17 protein-coding genes are annotated in these 20,196 nt (G+C 42.4%); 12 read left to right on the plus strand and 5 right to left on the minus strand.

Features of this window, described 5'->3' with window-relative positions; translation table 11 throughout:
* The first annotated feature begins 396 nt into the window (after window positions 1-396).
* The 3 genes from FR7_RS02370 to istB all read left to right on the plus strand — a co-directional run bounded on the left by FR7_RS02370 (window position 397) and on the right by istB (window position 5,174).
* Window positions 397-2,709: an nSTAND3 domain-containing NTPase gene (locus FR7_RS02370; RefSeq protein ID WP_064448898.1), complete on the plus strand. Its 2,313-nt coding sequence runs from the start codon at window positions 397-399 to the stop codon at window positions 2,707-2,709.
* A 148-nt stretch (window positions 2,710-2,857) separates the two neighbouring features.
* Window positions 2,858-4,408, plus strand: a complete 1,551-nt coding sequence (gene istA / locus FR7_RS02375; RefSeq protein WP_007951521.1) for an IS21 family transposase — start codon at window positions 2,858-2,860, stop codon at window positions 4,406-4,408.
* Complete coding sequence (gene istB / locus FR7_RS02380) at window positions 4,398-5,174, plus strand: IS21-like element helper ATPase IstB (protein WP_007951519.1); 777 nt, start codon at window positions 4,398-4,400, stop codon at window positions 5,172-5,174. The genes istA and istB overlap by 11 nt, the downstream gene beginning before the upstream one ends.
* A 209-nt stretch (window positions 5,175-5,383) precedes the next feature.
* On the opposite strand, the gene FR7_RS02385 is transcribed toward istB, so the two are convergent.
* Window positions 5,384-5,773 carry a helix-turn-helix domain-containing protein gene (locus FR7_RS02385; protein WP_007951826.1) on the minus strand — a complete coding sequence of 130 codons (390 nt, stop codon included), beginning with the start codon at window positions 5,771-5,773 and terminating at the stop codon, window positions 5,384-5,386.
* Window positions 5,774-5,922: 149 nt separating this feature from the next.
* Here FR7_RS02385 and FR7_RS02390 point away from each other — a divergent pair, with 149 nt between their 5' ends.
* From FR7_RS02390 to FR7_RS02415, 6 genes are all read left to right on the plus strand, one after another.
* Window positions 5,923-6,117 (plus strand): helix-turn-helix transcriptional regulator, encoded by a 195-nt coding sequence (locus tag FR7_RS02390; RefSeq protein WP_007951827.1) that lies wholly within the window; start codon window positions 5,923-5,925, stop codon window positions 6,115-6,117.
* Window positions 6,118-6,386: 269 nt separating this feature from the next.
* Window positions 6,387-7,403 (plus strand): zinc-binding alcohol dehydrogenase family protein, encoded by a 1,017-nt coding sequence (locus FR7_RS02395; RefSeq protein WP_007951829.1) that lies wholly within the window; start codon window positions 6,387-6,389, stop codon window positions 7,401-7,403.
* Window positions 7,404-7,489: 86 nt separating this feature from the next.
* Window positions 7,490-8,545 (plus strand): 5-dehydro-2-deoxygluconokinase, encoded by a 1,056-nt coding sequence (gene iolC, locus FR7_RS02400; protein WP_064448899.1) that lies wholly within the window; start codon window positions 7,490-7,492, stop codon window positions 8,543-8,545.
* Window positions 8,536-9,855 carry a gluconate:H+ symporter gene (locus FR7_RS02405; RefSeq protein ID WP_064448900.1) on the plus strand — a complete coding sequence of 440 codons (1,320 nt, stop codon included), beginning with the start codon at window positions 8,536-8,538 and terminating at the stop codon, window positions 9,853-9,855. Before iolC ends, FR7_RS02405 begins: the two co-directional genes overlap by 10 nt.
* An 85-nt stretch (window positions 9,856-9,940) precedes the next feature.
* A complete protein-coding gene (locus FR7_RS02410; RefSeq protein WP_007951849.1) occupies window positions 9,941-10,795 on the plus strand; it encodes an SDR family oxidoreductase in 855 nt (284 codons plus the stop codon).
* A 329-nt stretch (window positions 10,796-11,124) separates the two neighbouring features.
* On the plus strand, window positions 11,125-12,312 hold the full coding sequence (locus FR7_RS02415; RefSeq protein ID WP_007951852.1) for an arabinose transporter: 1,188 nt from the start codon (window positions 11,125-11,127) through the stop codon (window positions 12,310-12,312).
* Between the two features lie 110 nt (window positions 12,313-12,422).
* Here FR7_RS02415 and FR7_RS02420 read toward each other — a convergent pair whose 3' ends face one another.
* Genes FR7_RS02420 through FR7_RS02430 form a run of 3 tightly spaced genes read right to left on the minus strand, consistent with a single transcriptional unit; the run spans window position 12,423 to window position 15,980 of the window.
* The gene (locus FR7_RS02420; protein ID WP_007951854.1) at window positions 12,423-12,932 is read right to left on the minus strand and encodes an ECF transporter S component; all 510 of its coding nucleotides are present in this window, start codon (window positions 12,930-12,932) and stop codon (window positions 12,423-12,425) included.
* Window positions 12,933-12,992: 60 nt separating this feature from the next.
* Window positions 12,993-14,933: a TonB-dependent receptor plug domain-containing protein gene (locus tag FR7_RS02425; protein WP_007951856.1), complete on the minus strand. Its 1,941-nt coding sequence runs from the start codon at window positions 14,931-14,933 to the stop codon at window positions 12,993-12,995.
* A 30-nt stretch (window positions 14,934-14,963) separates the two neighbouring features.
* Window positions 14,964-15,980, minus strand: coding sequence for a methyltransferase (locus FR7_RS02430; protein ID WP_007951859.1), 1,017 nt, complete (start codon window positions 15,978-15,980; stop codon window positions 14,964-14,966).
* 188 nt (window positions 15,981-16,168) lie between these two features.
* Here FR7_RS02430 and FR7_RS02435 point away from each other — a divergent pair, with 188 nt between their 5' ends.
* Window positions 16,169-16,714 (plus strand): MarR family winged helix-turn-helix transcriptional regulator, encoded by a 546-nt coding sequence (locus tag FR7_RS02435; protein ID WP_237769482.1) that lies wholly within the window; start codon window positions 16,169-16,171, stop codon window positions 16,712-16,714.
* A gap of 13 nt (window positions 16,715-16,727) precedes the next feature.
* Window positions 16,728-18,161, plus strand: coding sequence for an ATP-dependent DNA helicase (locus tag FR7_RS02440; RefSeq protein WP_007951862.1), 1,434 nt, complete (start codon window positions 16,728-16,730; stop codon window positions 18,159-18,161).
* Between the two features lie 91 nt (window positions 18,162-18,252).
* Here the strand turns inward: FR7_RS02440 and FR7_RS24095 are convergent, their stop codons facing one another.
* Entirely contained in the window at window positions 18,253-18,417 is a 165-nt protein-coding gene (locus tag FR7_RS24095; RefSeq protein WP_237769483.1) for a hypothetical protein, read from the minus strand.
* Between the two features lie 226 nt (window positions 18,418-18,643).
* Between FR7_RS24095 and FR7_RS02445 the strand changes: the two genes are divergently transcribed.
* On the plus strand, window positions 18,644-20,164 hold the full coding sequence (locus FR7_RS02445; protein ID WP_007951864.1) for a sigma-54-dependent transcriptional regulator: 1,521 nt from the start codon (window positions 18,644-18,646) through the stop codon (window positions 20,162-20,164).
* Window positions 20,165-20,196 lie beyond the last annotated feature (32 nt).

Consider the following 20,196-nt stretch of genomic DNA (forward strand, 5'->3'; position numbering starts at 1 on the left):
TAACTTCATCACGCAAAATAGCCCAAATGGTCTGAAAGAGTTCATATTGTAAAAAATATATATGGTAAAGGAACAGGTTATTTGTCTCATATATAAGTTGAGACAAATAACCTGTTCCACCGTATCATTTGTAATAGCGAAGAATGAGAAATCCTGCCAAAATTTGTTTATTTCGCAGGAGTTTTTTGTTTTTTTAGAGAATAGGAAACACGGTATTCTGTTATTATTTGAGTTAAAGAAGTGACAACTTAGTACCATCGATATATTAAACGTTAATATATCGATTTTTTTAGCCGAGTATTTTATAATAACTAAAACCCGACTCCTCTAGTGTCATCCTCCTATTTTTTTGCTATACTCTAACGACGAAATTCAGCGAATAAGAAGGTGTTTAAAGTGTTCCATTATGCAAATTTAAATGATGTTGAATTTGAAAATCTATGTAAAGATATAATGGAAAAACAATTATCAACAAGCTTGAGGCTTTTTGCCAAAGGCAGAGATGGTGGTATTGATTTTACTGATAGTACAATTACTCATAATATCATTGTGCAAGCCAAGCATTATATTGGAAGTAAGTTTTCAGATTTACGTACTACTTTAAGAAAGGAAATTGATAACGTAAGAAAATGGAATCCTAATCAATATTATATATGCTGTGGCATGCAACTCACGGATGCAAACATAAAAGAAATTTATGATCTATTTTCGATTTATATGAAAACAGATAAAAATATTATTACATTAAGGGAAATTGATGAGTTTTTACAAAAACCGGAGAATTCAGATGTCGTAAGAAAGCACTATAAACTATGGTTGTATGCATCAAATATTTTAAACGAGATTTACAATCAAAATATTTTTATAGACTGTGAGTCACTTCTCAGTGACATAGATGAAGAAAGTAAGTATTTTGTGCAAACTAATATTTATGAACAATGTATTGATCATTTGGACAAAAATGGATTGCTTATGATAACAGGAGGTCCTGGTGTTGGTAAAACAACTACTTCAAAGATGTTGGTTCTATATTATGCCACCCAGGGATTTAGGGTAAGGTATACAACCAACGGGGATATAACTGATATTAAAAAATCACTATCACACGAAAAAGAATGCAAAGAAATAGTATTGCTAGATGATTGTTTAGGGCAACATTACTTTAATATGAAACATACTCAAGAAAATGAATTACTTTCTTTGATTAAGTATGTGAAATTATCAAAAAATAAGAAGATTATTTTAAATTCAAGAATCACCATCTTCAATGAGGCAAAAGAGCGTTCTAGAGACTTTAATATTTTTTTTCAAGAAAAAAAAATAAGAAATTATACTATAGATATGGATGATATCTCCCTCATAGAGAAGGCTGAAATCTTTTATAATCATCTCATTTCTAAATGTATTCCAAAAGAGTACTATAATAATATAAAGGAAAATAAAAATTATTTAAAAATTGTTCAACATAATAATTACACGCCTCGTATAATTGAACACGTCACTTATGAATCTAATTATTCCAAAGTCACTCCAGAGCAGTACTTTAACTATATAATTGAAAACCTAATAGAACCCAATAATATATGGAAAAATGAATTCGAAAGACGACTTCAAGATGTAGATAGGGCTTTTTTATCTACAGTATACTCATTAACTGATACTAACATAGAGTATAAAGTACTAAAAAAATGCTTTGAAAGTCGCTTATATAATATGAAAAATATTGACTCTACAATCGATAATTATGAATCAATTTTATATCGATTAAATCAATCTATTATAAATGTTATTGACAATAAAGGAGGAAAACATATTGGAGTAATAAATCCTTCTGTGAATGATTATTTAAAGTCGATTTTTTTTCATAATAAGTTAGAATTACAGGAAGTACGTAAATCTATTTGTCATTTCAAACAATTTGAACGATGTTATAAAAAGGAAGAATTAGATAACGTATATCTATCATTAATTAATAATCACAAAGTAGAGGGGGTTGATTTCTCAAATGAGAAACAAAAACTATACTTTATAGTAGCACATATGTGCAAATTCAATATTAAAGACGGTTTTTATCAACAGACCATTTTAAATTATTTATGTGATGCTTATTTTTATTATTCTAATCAAAAGGATTGGTTATCACATAGAGAAATATTTAGTCTCTTGATTAATGGAGATTTTTACTCATATTATTCTATCAGTAATTTTATTTTGGATGAGGATTACGTTTCAAATTTGTTATGGGATTTAGATCTAGAAGAATTAGTTTTTACTGTAAAGCTATTAAATGAATGCTATAAAAAGAATGGTTTAAAAGTTTTATGGTTTAAGTCTTTATGCAAAGATATGCTTAACGATGCAATCAAAGATCATGTAGAAAACATTGATGCAGCTGAGTACTGCGATAATTATAATATTGGAACATTGATTGAGCATGATGAAGATGGAAATTTTGATAGACGCGCAATAATCAATAACTTAAGGAGTCGTGTTGCAGAAAATATCGAACAAGAGATTCAAGAACATTTGTTAGATTTAGATAGTGATATTTATAGTGACACTATGTTATCGATAACTGATTATGTTAGTACTGATGGAATTGATAACTATATCGACTCCTATTTTGAGCCAGATTACGATGATGAGCACAGAGAACGTGGTCGTAGCTCCTCAGATGGGATTTCTGAAATAGAAGCCATATTTGAATGAGTATTCTGGACTAAACTGTACCACCTGTCCGGTCTAACGATACCGCAATTCCGATGGAATGATACCGGCATTCCGCCAGTGAGTACCACCATCCTATAATAGAAATATGCATTTAATGATGCAAATTTTATTATGGGAGGTCAGAATAATGACCAAGTACCGGGAAATCTTAAGGCTTCATTCACTGGGATTGAGCCAAATGAACATTGCTTTAAGCTGCAGTGCTTCCAAAACAACAGTGAATCGAGTTTTAAAAAGAGCTGCTGAACTCAGTTTATCGTGGCCACTTGATGATAAGCAAACAGACTCTGTTCTCTCCGAAATGTTGTTTTCATCAACTCAAAAGAACGTTTCGGAAAAACGACTACCAAACTACGACTACATTCGCAACGAACTTTTAAAAAACGGCGTCAGCAAGAAATTGCTCTGGGCTGAATACATGGAGGAATGCAGGCTTAACGGTGAAGAACCTTTTATGTACTCACAGTTTTGTCATTATCTTCAACTTGATGAACAAAAGCGTCGTGCGACCATGCACATCAGTCGCAAACCTGGTGAGCAGGTTGAAGTGGATTGGGCCGGTGATCCAGCTAAAATTATTGATCCCGATACAGGCGAAGTCACTGAAGCCTATCTTTTTGTTGGTGTTATGACCTATAGCCAGTACGCTTATGTAGAAGCTTTTATCAATGAAAAGCAACGAGCATGGATTACAGCTCACGTTCATATGTATAACTACTTTGGGGGTGTGACAAAAATCCTCGTTCCTGATAATTGCAAGACGGCTGTGATTCATACGAAAGATTGGTATACGCCAAAGCTTAATGCAACCTATCATGAAATGGCTGAACATTACGGCACTGCAATTATTCCAGCTAGAATTAGAAAACCAAAAGACAAAGCAAATGTTGAAGGCGCTGTTGGCAACATTTCCACATGGATAACCGCTGCGCTTAGAAATGAACAATTCTTCTCATTGTTAGAGCTTAACGCTGCAATCCGAGAAAAACTTGAAACATTTAATTCAAGGCTTTTTCAAAAGAAAGAAGGTAGCAGGTGGAGTCTCTTCCACCATGAAGAGTTGCCCTTTCTAAGCCCACTACCAGCTACCTCTTACGAACTGGCTGAATGGAAACAAGCCACAGTTCAGTTTAATTATCACATATCACTTGAAGGAATGCTATATTCTGTACCATACGAATATATCAAACGTAAAGTTGATGTGAGGGTAGCTGATCGAGTGATAGAATTATTTTATAATCATAATCGGATTGCATCTCATAAGCGTCTTTACGGCCGCAAGGGGCAATACAGCACTACCTTGGAGCACATGCCTCCAGATCATCAAAAATATTTAGAATGGAATGGAGATCGTTTTAAGCATTGGGCTCAGCGAATTGGCCCCAATACCCATAAAGTCATTACTGCCATTCTAGTCTCCAGTCGCGTGGAGCAACAAACCTATAAAAGTTGCATGGGGTTACTTAAGTTGGCTGAAAGACACTCAGAATCACGTCTTGAAGCAGCTTGTGAAAAAGCTTTGAGCTATACAGCAAGTCCAAGTTATAAGAGTATCAAAAATATTCTTGTTACCGGGATTAAAGAAATCTCAAAGTCGAATACTGTGGAACCCTCAAAGAACAATTATGGTGTAACACGCGGTGCCAACTATTACGGAGGTAGAGGCAATGATAAATAATTCTACCATTGATAAACTCATAGAAATGCATTTAACAGCAATGGCCGATGCCTATCGTCAACAAGTGTCTGACCCTAAGATGAAGGATATCGATTTTGAAGACCGCATAGGAATGATGGTCGATATTGAGTATACAAGAAGAAAGAACAATCGCTTGTATCGACTTATAAAAAATGCTGATTTTGAACAACCTGATGCTAGTATCATGGCAATTAACTATTCATCTGGTCGAAAGATCAACAAAGATTTGATTAAACGCCTTGCGACTTGCGAATACATCACAGAATTCAGAAATATTTTTATCACTGGCGCAACTGGTTGTGGTAAAACTTACCTTGCAAATGCCTTCGGTATGGAGGCGTGTAAGCATTACTATAAAACTCAGTATGTGCGCCTTCCTGATTTGCTTTTAGATCTTGAACATTCAAGAAGCGAGGGCAATTACAAAAAAGTAATGGTGAAATATTCAAATCCGATTCTGTTGATTATTGATGAATGGCTACTGTTAAAGCCTACTCCAAGTGAAGCAAAAGACATTTTCGAACTTTTGCATCGGAGAAGAAAACGATCTTCCACAATCTTTTGTTCTCAATACCGCCATGAAGGCTGGTATGAGCAGCTTGGCGGCGACGATTCGCCACTTGCCGATGCCATTCTTGACCGAATTGTTCATGATTCGTATAAAATCAACATCGAAAGCGTTGATCCAACAAAAGACATATCTATGAGAGAAGTCTACGGACTGGATAAGCAATTAAGCGAATAATAATTTAGCGGTATCGTGTGTCCGGACAAGCGGTATCCACCGCACCGGACGACCGGTACCGGTCAACAAGAATATTCATTTGAACGGTAAATACTAGAAAGACCGTGCAGGTTAATTATTGTAAGCAAAAGATGTGTGGAAAAAAATTAATGAGGATAGTTTATAACCTTATAGTTTGTAATGTTAAGAAATAAGCAAGGAAGATCGTTTTACGATTTTCCTTGCTTATTTCTCTTATTAAGTTCTTTGGCACGTTTGTATAATTGAAGTTCGACTATATCAAGTATAGCTTGTTTATCTTCATCCGTAATGGGAGAGCCCTCAAACGTTAGTCCACTCTGTGCAAGAATTTTTTGTAAGTCCTTGGAATTTCCTTCTGCTTTAGGCGTTAAATGGTTATAAAAGAAATCTATAGAGATTTCGAAGTACTCAGCCATTTTTTTTATGAGCTCAGGACTTGGCGTCCTGGCATCTGTTTCGTACTTTGATAATGATGGATATTCTATTTTTAATATATCAGCTAATTCATAACGTGTTAATCCCTTTGATTCCCTAAGTTGAATGATTTTGCTACCAAAAGCGATTTTGTTAATAACCATAATATCACCACCAATATAAATTATACTATATGTCTAAAAAATATATATAAATTTATACAAAATGGGCAATTTAAGATTGACATTAGCCATAATGTCTACTATAATAAAAATAAATTAGACGAATTGGATAATTTTAATGAGGTGATTAAATGAGAAAAGCATTGGAGAAAGCAAGAATAATAAAAAAGTTTTCTGTTGAACAAATAGCTGAAATGGTTAAAGTATCGCCGTCTACTTGGTATAAATGGGAGGCGGGTACACGTGATCCTTCATTAAAAAACGCTCAGAAGATAGTTGATCTTCTAGGAGGGACTGTTGAGGAGCTTTTTTTACCAACAGATTAGACGAATCGTATAATTTGTGTTTCTCCCAAAATAGAATTAGCAAAGGAGGTGATAATTTGTTCTCTACTAATCAGCCATACCAAGAAAGAAAGGTAACAATCAGAAGCCCTTCTGGTTGCCAAGTAGCAAAACAGTAGTCTTAAAATCGCACTACCTAGATTATACCAGTAATATTTGTAAAATTCTGCATTTTATTCTCAAAAAGGAGGGAATTCATTTCAGTCCCGGTCCATACCATCTAAATCTTAAATCAAAAGGAGACCAAAAACATGAAAGCAATAACCCTAGATTCACCCCTCAAAATCGGTATCAAGAACATCCCCATGCCAGAACGCAAAAATGACAGCGAAGTTCTCATCAAGGTCCGTGCCCTTGGCATCTGCGGATCAGACATTGGTGCCTATCGGGGCGTTAATCCCACAGTGAGTTATCCCCGTATCATCGGTCATGAGATCGGCGGGGAAGTGGTGTCTATTTCAGATAACAGCAAGGGCATTATCGTAGGAGATCGAGTCGTCCTAGAACCCTATCTGCCTTGCTATCAGTGCTACCCTTGCAGCATTGGCAGAACCAACTGTTGCGAACAGTTAAAAGTCTTAGGTGTCCAGACGGACGGAGGCATGGCGGAGTATGTGACCCATCCACTCAACTTAGTACATCTAGTACCTCGTGAAATGGAATGGCAGGAGGTTGCCATGATTGAGCCGTTGACCATCGCTCTTCATGCCAATCATCGCTCCAGAGTCAAAGAAGGGGAGCATGTTCTCATCATCGGGGCGGGAGCCATTGGGCTATTAGCTGCTCAGGTCGCCATGGTCTATGGAGCAGTTCCCATTGTAGTCGATGTGGAAGAGAAACGGTTAGAACTGGCAAAAGAGATTGGCATACCTCATACCCTGCATCCGGCACAGGGGAAGGTGATCCAAGAGCTCTCTGCCATCACCAAGGGCCGGATGGCAGAAGTCGTCATTGAAGCCTCGGGAGCTAAAGGAGCCATTCATGGCATGTTTGACTATGTATCCGCCGCAGGGCGCATTGCCTTGGTCGGCTGGCCCAATGGAGAAACGCCGCTCCCTACTGCCGTAATTACCAAGAAAGAACTGGATATCGTTGGTTCTCGCACCAGTGTCAATGAATTCCCCGAAGCCATTGCCTTACTGCAAAACAAGCAGGTACAGGTACGTGAGATCATCACCCGCGTAGTGACCTTTGACGAGATTCCCGATGCCGTCATGAACATGGCTGGCTTTCCTGACAAGTTTGTGAAAGTAATAGCGGTGCTGTAGGAATCTATCAAAACCGTATGTCCTTAATTATTTGTATTTTCAAACGATTTTCTTAAAAAAATTATAAATCATAGGAGGTTGTAATCGTGAAAAAGTTTACCTTTGCCCCTGAGAAAGATATTGATGTCATTGCCGTAGGCCGCATTGCCATTGACTTAAACCCTAATGAAATCCATCGCACCTTGGATAAGGTCAACACCTTTACCAAATATGTAGGCGGTTCCCCTGCCAATATTGCTGTAGGGCTAGCCCGTCTTGGCAAGAAGGTCGGATTTATCGGCAAAGTGTCCGATGATGCCTTTGGCAAGTACGTTACCGATTACTTCATCGAAAAAGGCATTGATGTATCCCATGTTACCCCGTCATCAGACGGAGAAGTCTTAGGTCTGACCTTTACGGAAATCTCCAGTCCCACCGAAAGTCAGATTCTCATGTACCGGGAAGGCGTTGCTGACCTTGCCTTAGCCCCAGCAGATATTTCCGAAGACTATATCAAGCGCGCCAAATTCCTCTTAATCTCAGGAACCGCCTTAGCGGCCAGTCCTTCCAGAGAAGCCTGCTTTTTAGCCATGACCTATGCCAAGAAGCATGATACCAAGGTCATCTTTGATATTGACTACCGCAGCTACACCTGGAAGTCCAACGTGGAAATCGCCGTATATTACTCCTTAGCAGGGCAACGAAGTGATATCCTCATGGGTTCCCGGGAAGAATTTGAACTCATGGAAATGCTGGAAAAAGACAATGACATTCCTGACTACTGCCTGGCAGACAACTATCTCTTCCATGGGAATCAGATTGTCATTATCAAACACGGCAAGAAAGGTTCCCTTGCCTATAGCAGTGATCGCGAAGCCTATAAAGTAGGCTCCTTTTCCGTAAAGCTCTTAAAATCCTTTGGCGGTGGGGATGCCTATGCTTCTGCCTTTCTCTATGGCATCTTAGAAGGATGGCAAATGCCCACTTCTCTGGAATTTGCTACCGCCTCAGCAGCACGAGTGGTATCCAGTCATAGCTGCTCAGATGCTATGTCTACCGCCGAAGAAATCATACGCTTTATTGCCGATAGTCAGGAAAAAGGAACGGTCATCGAGGAAATTCCCTGGAACCAGTCCATTGAAGGAGGGAGATCATGCCGTTAGTCATCTTAGCCTTAGGCATTGTCGTCCTATTTATCCTCATTATCGGTGTGAAGCTCAACAGCTTCCTATCCCTAATCCTAGTTTCCTTAGGTGTAGGCTTAGCAGAAGGACTGCCACTCTTAAAAGTAGTAGACTCCATTGAAAGCGGTGTGGGAGGAACCTTAGGGCATTTAGCCTTAGTCATCAGTTTCGGTTCCATGCTGGGAAAACTCATGGTAGACAGCGGGGGAGCCCAGCGCATTGCCATGCACCTCATTGATCGGTTTGGCAGGAAATATGTGAAATGGGCAGTCTGCTTAACCGGCTTCATTGTGGGAATTGCCTTATTCTATGAAGTAGGCTTTGTCCTTCTCATACCCTTAGTCTTTACCATTGCCCTATCCGCAGGAGTGCCCTTACTGGAAGTAGGCGTACCCATGGCAGCCGCTTTATCCGTAACCCATTGCTTCCTGCCGCCCCATCCGGGGCCTACGGCCATTGCCGTTATCTTTAATGCTGATATTGGGCTCACCTTAGTGTATGGCTTTCTCATTGCCATCCCGACCATCATTGTAGCAGGACCCTTCTTCTATGAAACCATGAAAGATCTCAATCCTGCTGTACCGCAAGGATTGCACAGCCATCAGTCCTTTAAGGAAGAGGACATGCCCAGTTTCGCCTCCAGTCTGTTTACCACCTTGATTCCCGTATTCTTAATGGCAGCCGCTTCTCTTACTAAGTTAACTCTTCCCAAGGAATCGTATATTACCCAGTTCTTTGCCTTTGTGGGTAATGCGGATATGGCCTTACTCATTGCCGTTCTCGTTGCCTTCTATACCTTTGGCATTAAACGGGGGAAGACCATGGCCGACATCATGGAGTCCGTGCAGCAGTCCGCCATGACCATTGCCATGATCCTCTTAGTCGTGGGGGGCGGCGGTGCCTTTAAGCAGGTGCTCATTGATAGCGGCGTGGGAAAATATATTGCCTCTTTGATGGCAGGTTCCCAGCTTTCCCCCTTAGTACTGGCATGGATGATTGCCGCTGTTCTGCGTCTTGCCGTGGGATCGGCAACGGTAGCTGCCTTAACCACAGGGGGTATGGTACTGCCCCTCGTTGCAGCTACAGGTGTTAGTCCCGAACTCATGGTTCTGGCGACCGGGGCAGGCAGTGTCATGGCAGGACCGCCCAATGACCCGGGATTTTGGATGTTTAAGGAATTCTTCAATCTTTCCGTAAAAGAGACCATACGATCCTGGTGCGTGATGGAGACCGCCATTTCCTTTATGGGGTTGGCTGGCGTACTGTTGATCCATTACGTGATCTCGTAATGAATGGGTATACAGGTTAAGAAGCCGAAAGGAAAGATGATGGAACAGAAAGAACGATGGAACAAAAAGAAAGGATGGATGAACGATGAAGTTGCCATTTATGATGGATCTAACGAGTAAAGTAGCCGTTATCACGGGAGGCGGCGGTGTGCTGGGCAGTGCCTTTGCCAAGGCCATTGCCCAATGCGGGGCAAAAGTAGCCATTGTGGATCTCAATCGTACCAGTGCCGAAGGGGTAGCGGCAGAAATTTGCCGAGAAGGAGGCGTGGCTATCGCCGTAGAGGCCAATGTACTGGTTAAAGACAGCCTGACAACGGCTCTTGTCAAAATTCATAAGGAATTAGGGCCTTGTGATATCTTGCTGAATGGAGCAGGAGGCAATCACCCCGCAGGGACAACAACGAAAGAATATTTATACCTTGAGGATATGGAGAAACGGGAGAGCATTCAAACCTTTTTTGATCTGGAACGGGAGGGGGTAGAGTTCGTCTTTAACCTGAATTTCTTAGGAACCTTGCTGCCCACGCAAATTTTTACCCGGGATATGGTAGCACGAAAGCAGGGCATTGTCATCAACATTTCTTCCATGAATGCCTATACTCCCTTAACCAAGATCCCTGCCTACAGCGGGGCCAAAGCCGCAGTCAGCAATTTCACCCAATGGCTGGCAGTCCATATGTCGAAGGTGGGCATACGGGTCAATGCCATTGCCCCTGGATTCTTCTTAACAGAGCAAACGAAAGGACTCTTGCAGCGTGAGGATGGTACGTTAACCGAGCGGGCCCAGAAGGTGATTTCTCAAACGCCTATGGGACGGTTTGGTGAACCGCAAGAATTGATTGGAACCTTATTGTGGCTGCTCAGTGAACCCGCTTCCGGCTTTGTCAATGGAGCTGTGATTCCCGTGGATGGCGGATTTTCCGCTTACTCTGGTGTGTAGGAATAGACTGTACAATGTAGAGAGAGTATACCCCTCATGATAAAAGGAAGAAGTCCTGCAGGCAATTACTATGCAGAACTTCTTCTTCATTTGTTATTCTCCAGGATCTACTTATTTGGAATAGGAGCTATGTTTCTCTTTTTGGATATATGATTGCAAAACAACGTATGTAAAAAAATGATTGCTTTTTTGCAAAAAAATAACTATACTCTATATTATAATAAATAACGTAAGCGTTCACGTAAGTCAACGCACTATTTTGCCATGTGGCAGAGAGTGCGTTTTTTTTGTACCCTCTTGCTAGGTGGTGCATAGTATCAGGGGGTCATATGTCTCAAGTATCATTAAAGCAAAGTCTCGCAAAACTTGGCTTTGCACTTTTTCTCACTTATTTATCCGTCGCGATGGCACTTCCTGTCGTTTCTGTATTCGTAATAGAAGTGCTCAAATTTCCTAATTGGCTAGGGGGGGCCGCTGTCGGTGTCTCCTTCGTTGCAACGATTCTTTCCAGAAAGCACGCGGGAAATTTTGCTGATGCAAAAAGTAGCAAAAAATGCTTTATGCTCGGCTTTTTCTTCTACATGGCTGCTGCACTTGTTTGCATGGCTGCCGCTATAAGTGGAATGAGTGCCTCAGTAGCATTGGCAATTCTTATCGCAGGCCGACTCCTGCTCGGCATTGGAGAAAGCATGGCAACCGTCGGGCTTACAAATTGGCATTTCTCACGCCTCGGCCCTAGCCATTCTGGAAAGATACTCTCGATTTTTGGGATGGCGATGTACGGCGCATTTGCATTAGGCGGTCCTGTGGGACTTACACTCTATAAGTATTTTGGCTTTGCTTCGGTCATGCTAGCGTCATCCATTGTGCCGATTATCGGCGTTATCATGTTTCTCACCTCTCCTGAAGTTGTTCCTCATAAAACTACCGAAGCGAAAAAATCGTTTCTCAATCTTTTGGGAACAATCTGGAAGCAAGGACTTGCCGTTACGCTTCAAGGAGTCGGTTTTGCGGTTCTCGGAGCGTTTATCTTGCTTTATTTTAAAGAGCAAGGATGGCCGTATGCTGGTGTCGGTCTTTCATTATTCGGAATCGGATTTGTGATAAGCCGGATTCTTTTCGGTGCTCTACCCGATAAAATTGGAGGAGTAAAAGTCGCTCTCGTTTCGCTTATGGTTGAAACCGTTGGGCAAAGTTTACTTTGGCTTGCACCTCATTATAGTCTTGCATTGATTGGTGCTCTACTTACGGGTCTCGGCTGTTCAATGATATACCCGGCTATGGGTGTAGAAGTTATAAAGAGGGTTAGCCCAGAACAGCGCGGCACCGCTTTCGGAGGATTCGCAATGTTTCAGGATATTGCCTATGCCTTTTCCGCACCGATTGCGGGCGTTCTTGCCGATAATTTTAGCTATTCTTCAACCTTTCTTTTCGGGTTTATCGCTGCAGTCGTTGGTATTATCATAGTTCGTTCAATGCGCATCAACAATCTGCCAATAAAGAATACCGAGAATTAGTAATCTCGGTATTCCGCAAGGACTCACTACAGATTGCATCCTATCATATGGGACAGGGACAGGTTCGTTGTCCCGCAAGATAGACGAGGCGATATCATAGTTAGGTCGATCTATTTATTTATCGTACTTGCTAATCGTTTTAACAGGAGCATACAAAGGATTCCGCCAATGATTCCGGTGACTAGCTGCGGCCAGCTCATGAGGGCTTTTAATATAGTAGCCTGCTTCTCTGGAAGAGCAACGATGGAAAAAGCCCAGGAGCTTGAGGCATAAAGAATCAGCATTCTACCGATGGAAGAAAGGATGATCGCCAGCCAGCGATTGTAAGATAAGGTCATATGGTAAATCAGTACATATGCCATATTGGTGAAAGCCACTGGCAGAATAAAGATGGGTAAGGGCAGGGCTTGCTGAAAGAACGCTACAATGGGAGCGAGAACAGCCATTCCGAGGGCCGCTTTTGGGCCTGTGATTTCCAATGCTATCAGGAGGCATGCGTTGATGGCGCTGCCCACCACAAACATGGATATAAAAGGCGGTACTGGGACAAGGAGTCGAAGAGACTGCAGTACAATCATTAAGGCTAAAAGTAGAGCCGTTCGCACAACTTTCTGATGCATGGTTTTACCTCCCGGTCGTGTGAAAGCGTCTGCTATAGATAAAGACGCTTTTAAGTTTTTTTATAATTTCATTGTTAAGTCTACGTGAATAAAGGCTCCAGGCAAGGATAGGGCATCGTCCTTGTGGTTGAAGATATTATCGATGCCGAGTAAGAGCGTTTGGTTCTTCGTAAGCTGTTTTTCTACATTCATATTCCACAGGGTATAAGATGTATTGGTTGATATGTTGGCAGCAGGCTGGAACCAATAATGCAGATAGGAATCCACCCACAGGTTAGCAGTCAGCGTTTCTGACTGGCGATAGGAAACACGGGAAGAGAGCTTGTGACGTGCACGGTTGTAGAGCCTAGTATTCGTCAAGTCGTTGGTAGCATCCAGATAGGTATAATTGCCGGACCAGGATAAGCGGTCGGATAGAGGTACAGAGATTTCGCCTTCGATTCCCTGAATCGTCGCACGGTTAATATTCTGGTATTTGACCGTAGCAGAGTCGACCCAAGCCTCATCGATCATATCTGTGATTTTGCTGGTGAAGAAGGTCAGTTTGCTCTTCACGTTGCCGACATCCCGTTCAACAGACAGATCATAGGAGGTGGAGTCTTCCGGTTTTAGAGACGGATTTCCAAGGAGACTGACTAAATTTCCGTTTCTTGTGACATTCAGTTTTAGGTACAATTGATTCGGTGAAGGAACCCGGAAACCTTGTCCCGCGTTAAACTTCACGCGCCAGCCCGGTTCGGGAGTATAGGTCACGCCAATTTTGGGACTCACATTGCTTTCAAACTTGTTGCTGTCGTCATAGCGAGCCGATGCTACGGCAAGGAGTTTCGGGGATACAGTCCATTGGTCCTGCAGATAGACGGCAGAATAGTTGGTTTTGACTTCAGAACCTTCATAGACTTTGCCATGAAATACTTTGGTGAAGGTTCCTTGTCCTGTCTGAATTCCCGTACCGCGAAACAATTCGGGGCGATATTCACCGCCTAAGGTTAGCAGGTGATCGTCTGATACTTTTTTGCTAATACGGGCTTCCAGACCGGATATGGTGGTATAACCATAGACCGAGTTTATGTATTGCCCGCTTGTCCGGTTAACCGTGTCATTGTATTTATCCCAAACGGAGCGGTAGGCATTGAAATAGAGTTCACCATCAGACAGGTCTTTCGTATAGCTGAGGGCATATTGACTGCGGTCGTTATTATCGCGAACATCGGTACGAACGTTCCCCATTGCGGTTTGCAGGATCGCATATTCTCGAGTATCTTCTTCCATACGTGAGGCCGTAAAGGTAAGAGTTTCTTTGTCTGTAGGAGAGTATTCAAAGCGGGCGTTCATATTCTTTCGCTCGCCAAAAGGGGAATAGGTTGTTCCGTTACTCTTAAGGGATGCATCCGAATCAGAATAAGAGCCAGAAAGAGTCATGCCGAATTTTTCCTGTTTCCCGGAGTCATAGGTAAAGGAATAACGCCCGTTTCGGTCACCTGTACGAGACAGAACGCCTTGATTGAGCCGCAGTGTAAAGGTTTCCTTTGATGCGGTTTTTGTAATAATATTAACCACACCGCCAAGGGCATCCGCACCGTACAGGGAAGTTACCGGTCCGCGAACGATTTCAATGCGCTCTACATTTTCAAGGGAGATTCGGTCCAGCTCATAATAGGGGTCCGGTTCTGCAGGAATTCGTTTCCCGTCGATCAAGATCATGGAATAACGCGCGTCAAATCCTCGAATGGAAAGAGCTTCCCGTCCGTTTGCTCTCATGATGCTAACTCCGGCTGCGGAACCGATCACATCTTTTAGAATATGTGCTCCATAGGACTGGATGTCTTCCGCGGTGATCACTTCAACGGCAGCAGGAACGTCTTGAATGTTCATTACCGTTTTCGTTGCGGTAACGACGACTTCCGGCATGTCAAACTCATGAGAATCTGCCGTTTCAGCATAGCTTTTCCCAGTGGATAGGAGTAAGGGAACGAGAAGGAGTAACAGTTTTTTATTCACGAAATGCCTCCTGTAATACGTTATAGAAATTTACTTCGATAGTGTATAAAATTCGCCCATTAGATTTTGGATAGCACCATCCAATGGTTTGATTTCCGTTTTCCGAAAACCTGCACTTGTAAGGGCGAGCTCAATGTTCGATCTGGTTTGTAAGATGTCAAGACCTGCAAGATGACTCGACAGCCAGCCAACAATGGATTCTTTTGGCGATATATAGTCGTCGCTTACTCTATGGCTGACCAGATAAAGATAGCCTGAAGGGGTGAGAGCCTGTGCTATTTTCGCGGTCAGCTCTTTTAGATTTGCATTGGCAAAATCTAAGATTCCCGACGCGATAATCAGGTCATAATTGCCACCGATGGGATCAGTCATAAAGTCACCGCGCATGATGGATAGGCGGTGTTCCAGATGCCCCTCTGCCACAAACTCTTCAGGAACATCGGCCACTCCGGGCTGTTCAAAAATGACGCCGGAAGCCAAAGGGAACTGGCGGACAAATTCGATAGCCATCATTCCTGACCCTCCGCCAAGATCCAAAATCCGAAGGGGGGCAGTAGGCTCTACGAATTGTGCGGCAGCGCGCAAAAATGACTGAACGCGGCCTGTACGGGCCTCTACTGCTGTTAAGCGTGCTAGCTTGCGAAAATCAAATAGCTCTTTGCCTTGATTCTGTTCTTGAATGGCTGGATCGGGTCCGAGGCGAACCAGTTCTTCCACTTGGTCGAGTCCTGTCATCTTGTTCCAGAAGGTCAGATATTCCCCTAAATAGTAAGGGCTGTTTTGATTGAGGAACAACTCTGTTTCTGGTGTATTTCGGAATTGGTGATTGTTTTTTTCCAGTAGACCGATTGCTGCCAGACTGTTTAGAAAGAGTGTAAGGTTTCTTTCATCATATCCGGTCATCGACGCGATTTTTTCTGCCGACGTATCATGTTTTAGGTAATCAAATACCTTAAGGGAAATGCCAGCGAATAGGAGCTGTGTTTCTCTATACTGTTGCAGCATTCCAATAAATTTTCTTGGACTATGGGTAGGATATTCCATCATAAACACCTCTTTCAAATTTTATTTGTATGCTTGGCATACAAATGAGTTAAAAAAAAACAGCTTCTACTAAGCCGGGACAAAATGAAATAAAGACCGCAGGTATTTCACCGGACTTCCCTATTAAGCCCCTGAGGGCACCTATCTCAACAGTATGAAATTCATTCTCATCGTAGCAAATAATAATACGTTTGTCAACGAGATGTTATGATATAGATCATGATCTTTTCTATAATTTGGCAGCGGTAACAGTTGTTATAGTTACTGAATTTCGATACAATAAGGTCATGAAGAAAAAATCATATGCAACGATGAGTAAGTTTATGCGGTTGATTGAAACAATTGCTAACAGCAAAATGAAACAGCTGGATTTTGGTGATGGTATCGTTCTATATCGAGGTGAGATTCACATGATTAGGGCGATCGGCGATCATCCAGGCATGTTTATTTCTGAAATTGCACGATATTTTGGTGTTACCCGGGCAGTTGTTTCGAAAAGTGTTTTGAAGATCGAAAAGAGCGGCTATGTGCGCAAAGTGGTAGATCCTTTAGATAAGAAGCGTGTTCAAGTATACCTGACAGAGCGGGGAGAGGCCGCATATCAGGCTCATAACGCATTTCACTTGGAGAAAGACGATTATATTTTTGCGCATTTGGAGGGCTTGAGCGCAAAAGAATTAGAGGCAGTCAGTGTGTTTTTAGACAAAGCACAGCAAATGATCGATCATCATTTTTGAAAGGGAGGCCGATATGAAGCAGATTGAACTCATTTCACTGCCATTTCATTCTGAACCGAAACCGCAAAAAAGAGCCAGTGCAAAACCTGCTATTGAAAGGGAGGAACAAGGCAAGGAAGAAATCACCCCACCAAACATACCACAGGTTGATATTCTCGATCTTCGCAAACATCCTATAACCTATACGGCTCATCAAGAAACAGCCCTCAAGGAAATCGCTTCCTTCTTATGCAGCAGTCAGGAATCGGTATATATCCTTTCCGGTTATGCCGGGACTGGCAAAACGACCATCGCTGAAAACATCGTCAAATATGGACTGGCTCTAGGCAAAGAGTGCATCATTACAGCCCCTACCAACCAAGCCGTCAAGGTACTAAAGGACAAATTCGGTGAAATCAAGGTTCTTTTTAAAACCCTTCACTCCACCTTGTATGGTTCACCTGATGCTGATACTGGTGAATGGATAGCCAGTGTCAAGTTTAAAGCTCACCATGTCATTCTCGTTGACGAATCCTCCATGATCAGTAAAACTGTCTACGCCGATCTCATCAAGGAGGTTCAGCCTGCCCATGCAAAGGTCATCTTCTTCGGGGACAGCTTCCAACTCGAACCCGTGGGCGATGATCCAGAGATATTGCGCAACCAAAATTTTGAACTCACCGAAGTCAAACGGCAGGGAGCCGGCAGTGAAATTCTGCTTTATGCAACCTGCCTCAGAAATCTAAAGCAAGTCGTCATTCCCAATGCGTCCCGAGGAGAAGTACAGATATTAGGCAAGCAAGCCACCGCCAGAGCTTTTCTCCAGTCCGTCGTTCATAATGAAAACAGCATCTTCATCATTGGCACCAACAAGGCAAGGCTTATCCTCAATCAAAAAGCCCGTGAGGTCAAATTCGGCAAAGAGATAACGGATGAACCCCAAGAGGGGGATCGAATCCTCTTTATCGGCAATGGCACCTATTTCGTCAATGGCGATAAAATGACTTTGGAGCAAGTCACCATCATTACAGAGAAGGTTCTTCCCATCAAAGGAACTTCCAAAGATTCTCCCAGCTTTGTTCGGGCTTATCTCATTATGAACTATAATCACAAGATTCTTCTCCTGCCTGCCATAGAGAAGTCTTCTGTTTATCATGCGCAATTTCTGGAGGTCAATCAGCATTTTCCTGATGACTGGTACAATAAAAACCCTATTACCTACAAATTTGAACTGTCCAAAGAGGTGTCCATTGCAACCTACGGCTACGTCATCACTGCTCACAAAAGCCAAGGCAGTCAATGGGAAAAAGTCTTTGTCCACCAAGATGCGTTTAGGAGTAACCCCCGCTGGCTCTATACCGCAGCGACCCGGGCAGAAAAAGAGCTTACACTGACCATGGAATCAAGCCCCTGCAAGTGGACTTGGGATCAGATTATGAAAGCAGCAAATCATGCCTACAAGGAATGACAGCCTTGCACCAATTTTCATTGCTGCAGGGCTGTCTTTCTAAAGTTAGTGTTCCTAGTTAGGAGAACTATCCGTTACGATATCTCTGCATTTATAAAACACCTCTCTGCCGATAATCAATGATCAAATAGGTTGCAGGAGTAACCACCAAACTTGCAGAACTAGAAAGTATAATAAGCACTACGCTGATGGAATGAACGGATTCGTGCAATGTGTGCGTAAAGGTAATTCGTAAACGTACAACCCTTCCTGCCATACAAGGGAGCTGCGGTGATAAGGGTATTGGCACGTTTACTGCATAAGTAATTGATGATGAACAAAATTAGCAGGCTAGTCCCAGAGCTAGAGTAATTGTGATAGAAAATTTGTAACTGGTATCGATGTATTTCACAATTTTGTCTAAGATGTACATACGTAAACTGACGGCAGTATTCCCATAAAGACCCTTGAACAAGGGGGCCAGTGGGAGAAAGGAGTGTAGTATGAACATTTTACTTGTTGATTATGCTACGGACAGCAGAGCGGGGATTGCAGGATTCTTGCGGGAAATGGGGCATCATGTCACGGAACGAGGCGACGTGGATGAAGCATATGCCACCTATACTGCAGGTGTTTTTTCCATGGTATTAACTGATATAAGAATGCCGGCAAAGCTGGGGGAAGATTTACTGCATCGTATAACGGCCCTGCCTGGTGAAAAAGCAGATGTTGTTTTGTTTACCAATTATGATGATCGAGGTTCAGCTGTCAATATTTTGCGGGAAGGGGCGTATGATTATCTATTAAAACCGGTTAACGTAATTGAATTGGCGGCGATTACGGATCGGATTGCGGAACATCATTCCTTGCTTCGCGAGAATAAAGTGCTCACTGAGCGGTTCGGTGAAGAAGTGCAGGCTGCAACAGCTGAGACTCAGCGTGAAGTAGCCAGGCTCAAAAAGGTACTATCCCAAACAGCTGGGCTCGATACGATAGGATTTTTCTCCGCAGAAATGAACCAGATTATGCGGTTGGCAAAGATATTTCATGAAGATCGATCCATACCGGTGCTTATCCAAGGAGAAACAGGAACGGGTAAGGAAATTATGTCAAGAATGATTCATTATGGTGACATGGCTACCCAGGAACCTTTTATTGATTTGAATTGCGCAGCGCTCACCGCCAATTTATTTGAAAGTGAGCTGTTTGGTTATGAGCCCGGATCTTTTACCGGTGGTCTAACGAAAGGGCAAAAAGGGAAACTGGATGTGGCGCAAGGCGGTACTTTGCTGCTGGACGAGGTGGGTGAAATACCTTTGGAGCTGCAGGGGAAATTGCTGAGAGTCATACAGGAGAAGGAATTTTATCGCGTTGGCGGTTTAAAGAAAGTAAAAACAGATGTGAGGATTATTTGTGCTACTAATGCGGACTTGGAGCAGCGGGTAGAAGAGGGGACGTTCCGCCGGGATTTGTTTTTTCGGCTAAAAGTGGGGCATTTAATCATTCCCCCTCTTCGCGAGCGCACGGATGATATTATTCCTCTTGCGCAGATGTTTCTAAAGCATTTTGCCAAGGAAAAAGGCAAGCACTTTCTTCGTATCAGCCCAAGTGCCGTTGATCTATTATTGGCTTACGAATGGCCGGGAAATGTGCGTGAGCTCAGGAATGCAATGGAGTTGGCAGTGCTGATGTATGACGATGTAGAGCTTAAAGCCATGCATGTGAATTTGAATATGCAGCAGAAGGTGGCATCATCCCCAATCCCAATTGTAATATCTTCCGACTCTCTGCCCATTGATCCCAATCGTTTTTTCTTACCTGCAACAGGGATTGATTTGGAAGACTTTATCGACCGGATTGTCCATCAGTCTCTAGAAATGTGTCATGGCAATAAGACGGAGGCGGCTAAACATTTAGGAATCTCCAGGCGTTCCTTTTACTGTCGTTTGGAACGAAAAAAGGCAGCCAAGAAGCCTCTCCAGTTACAAACCGATTCTGTGAATGCTATAGTTCCAACAGCATAGATATTATAGTTGTTCTATAAAGAAATGAACCG

The sequence above is a fragment of the Pelosinus fermentans DSM 17108 genome, assembly GCF_000271485.2.
Classification (GTDB): domain Bacteria; phylum Bacillota; class Negativicutes; order DSM-13327; family DSM-13327; genus Pelosinus; species Pelosinus fermentans.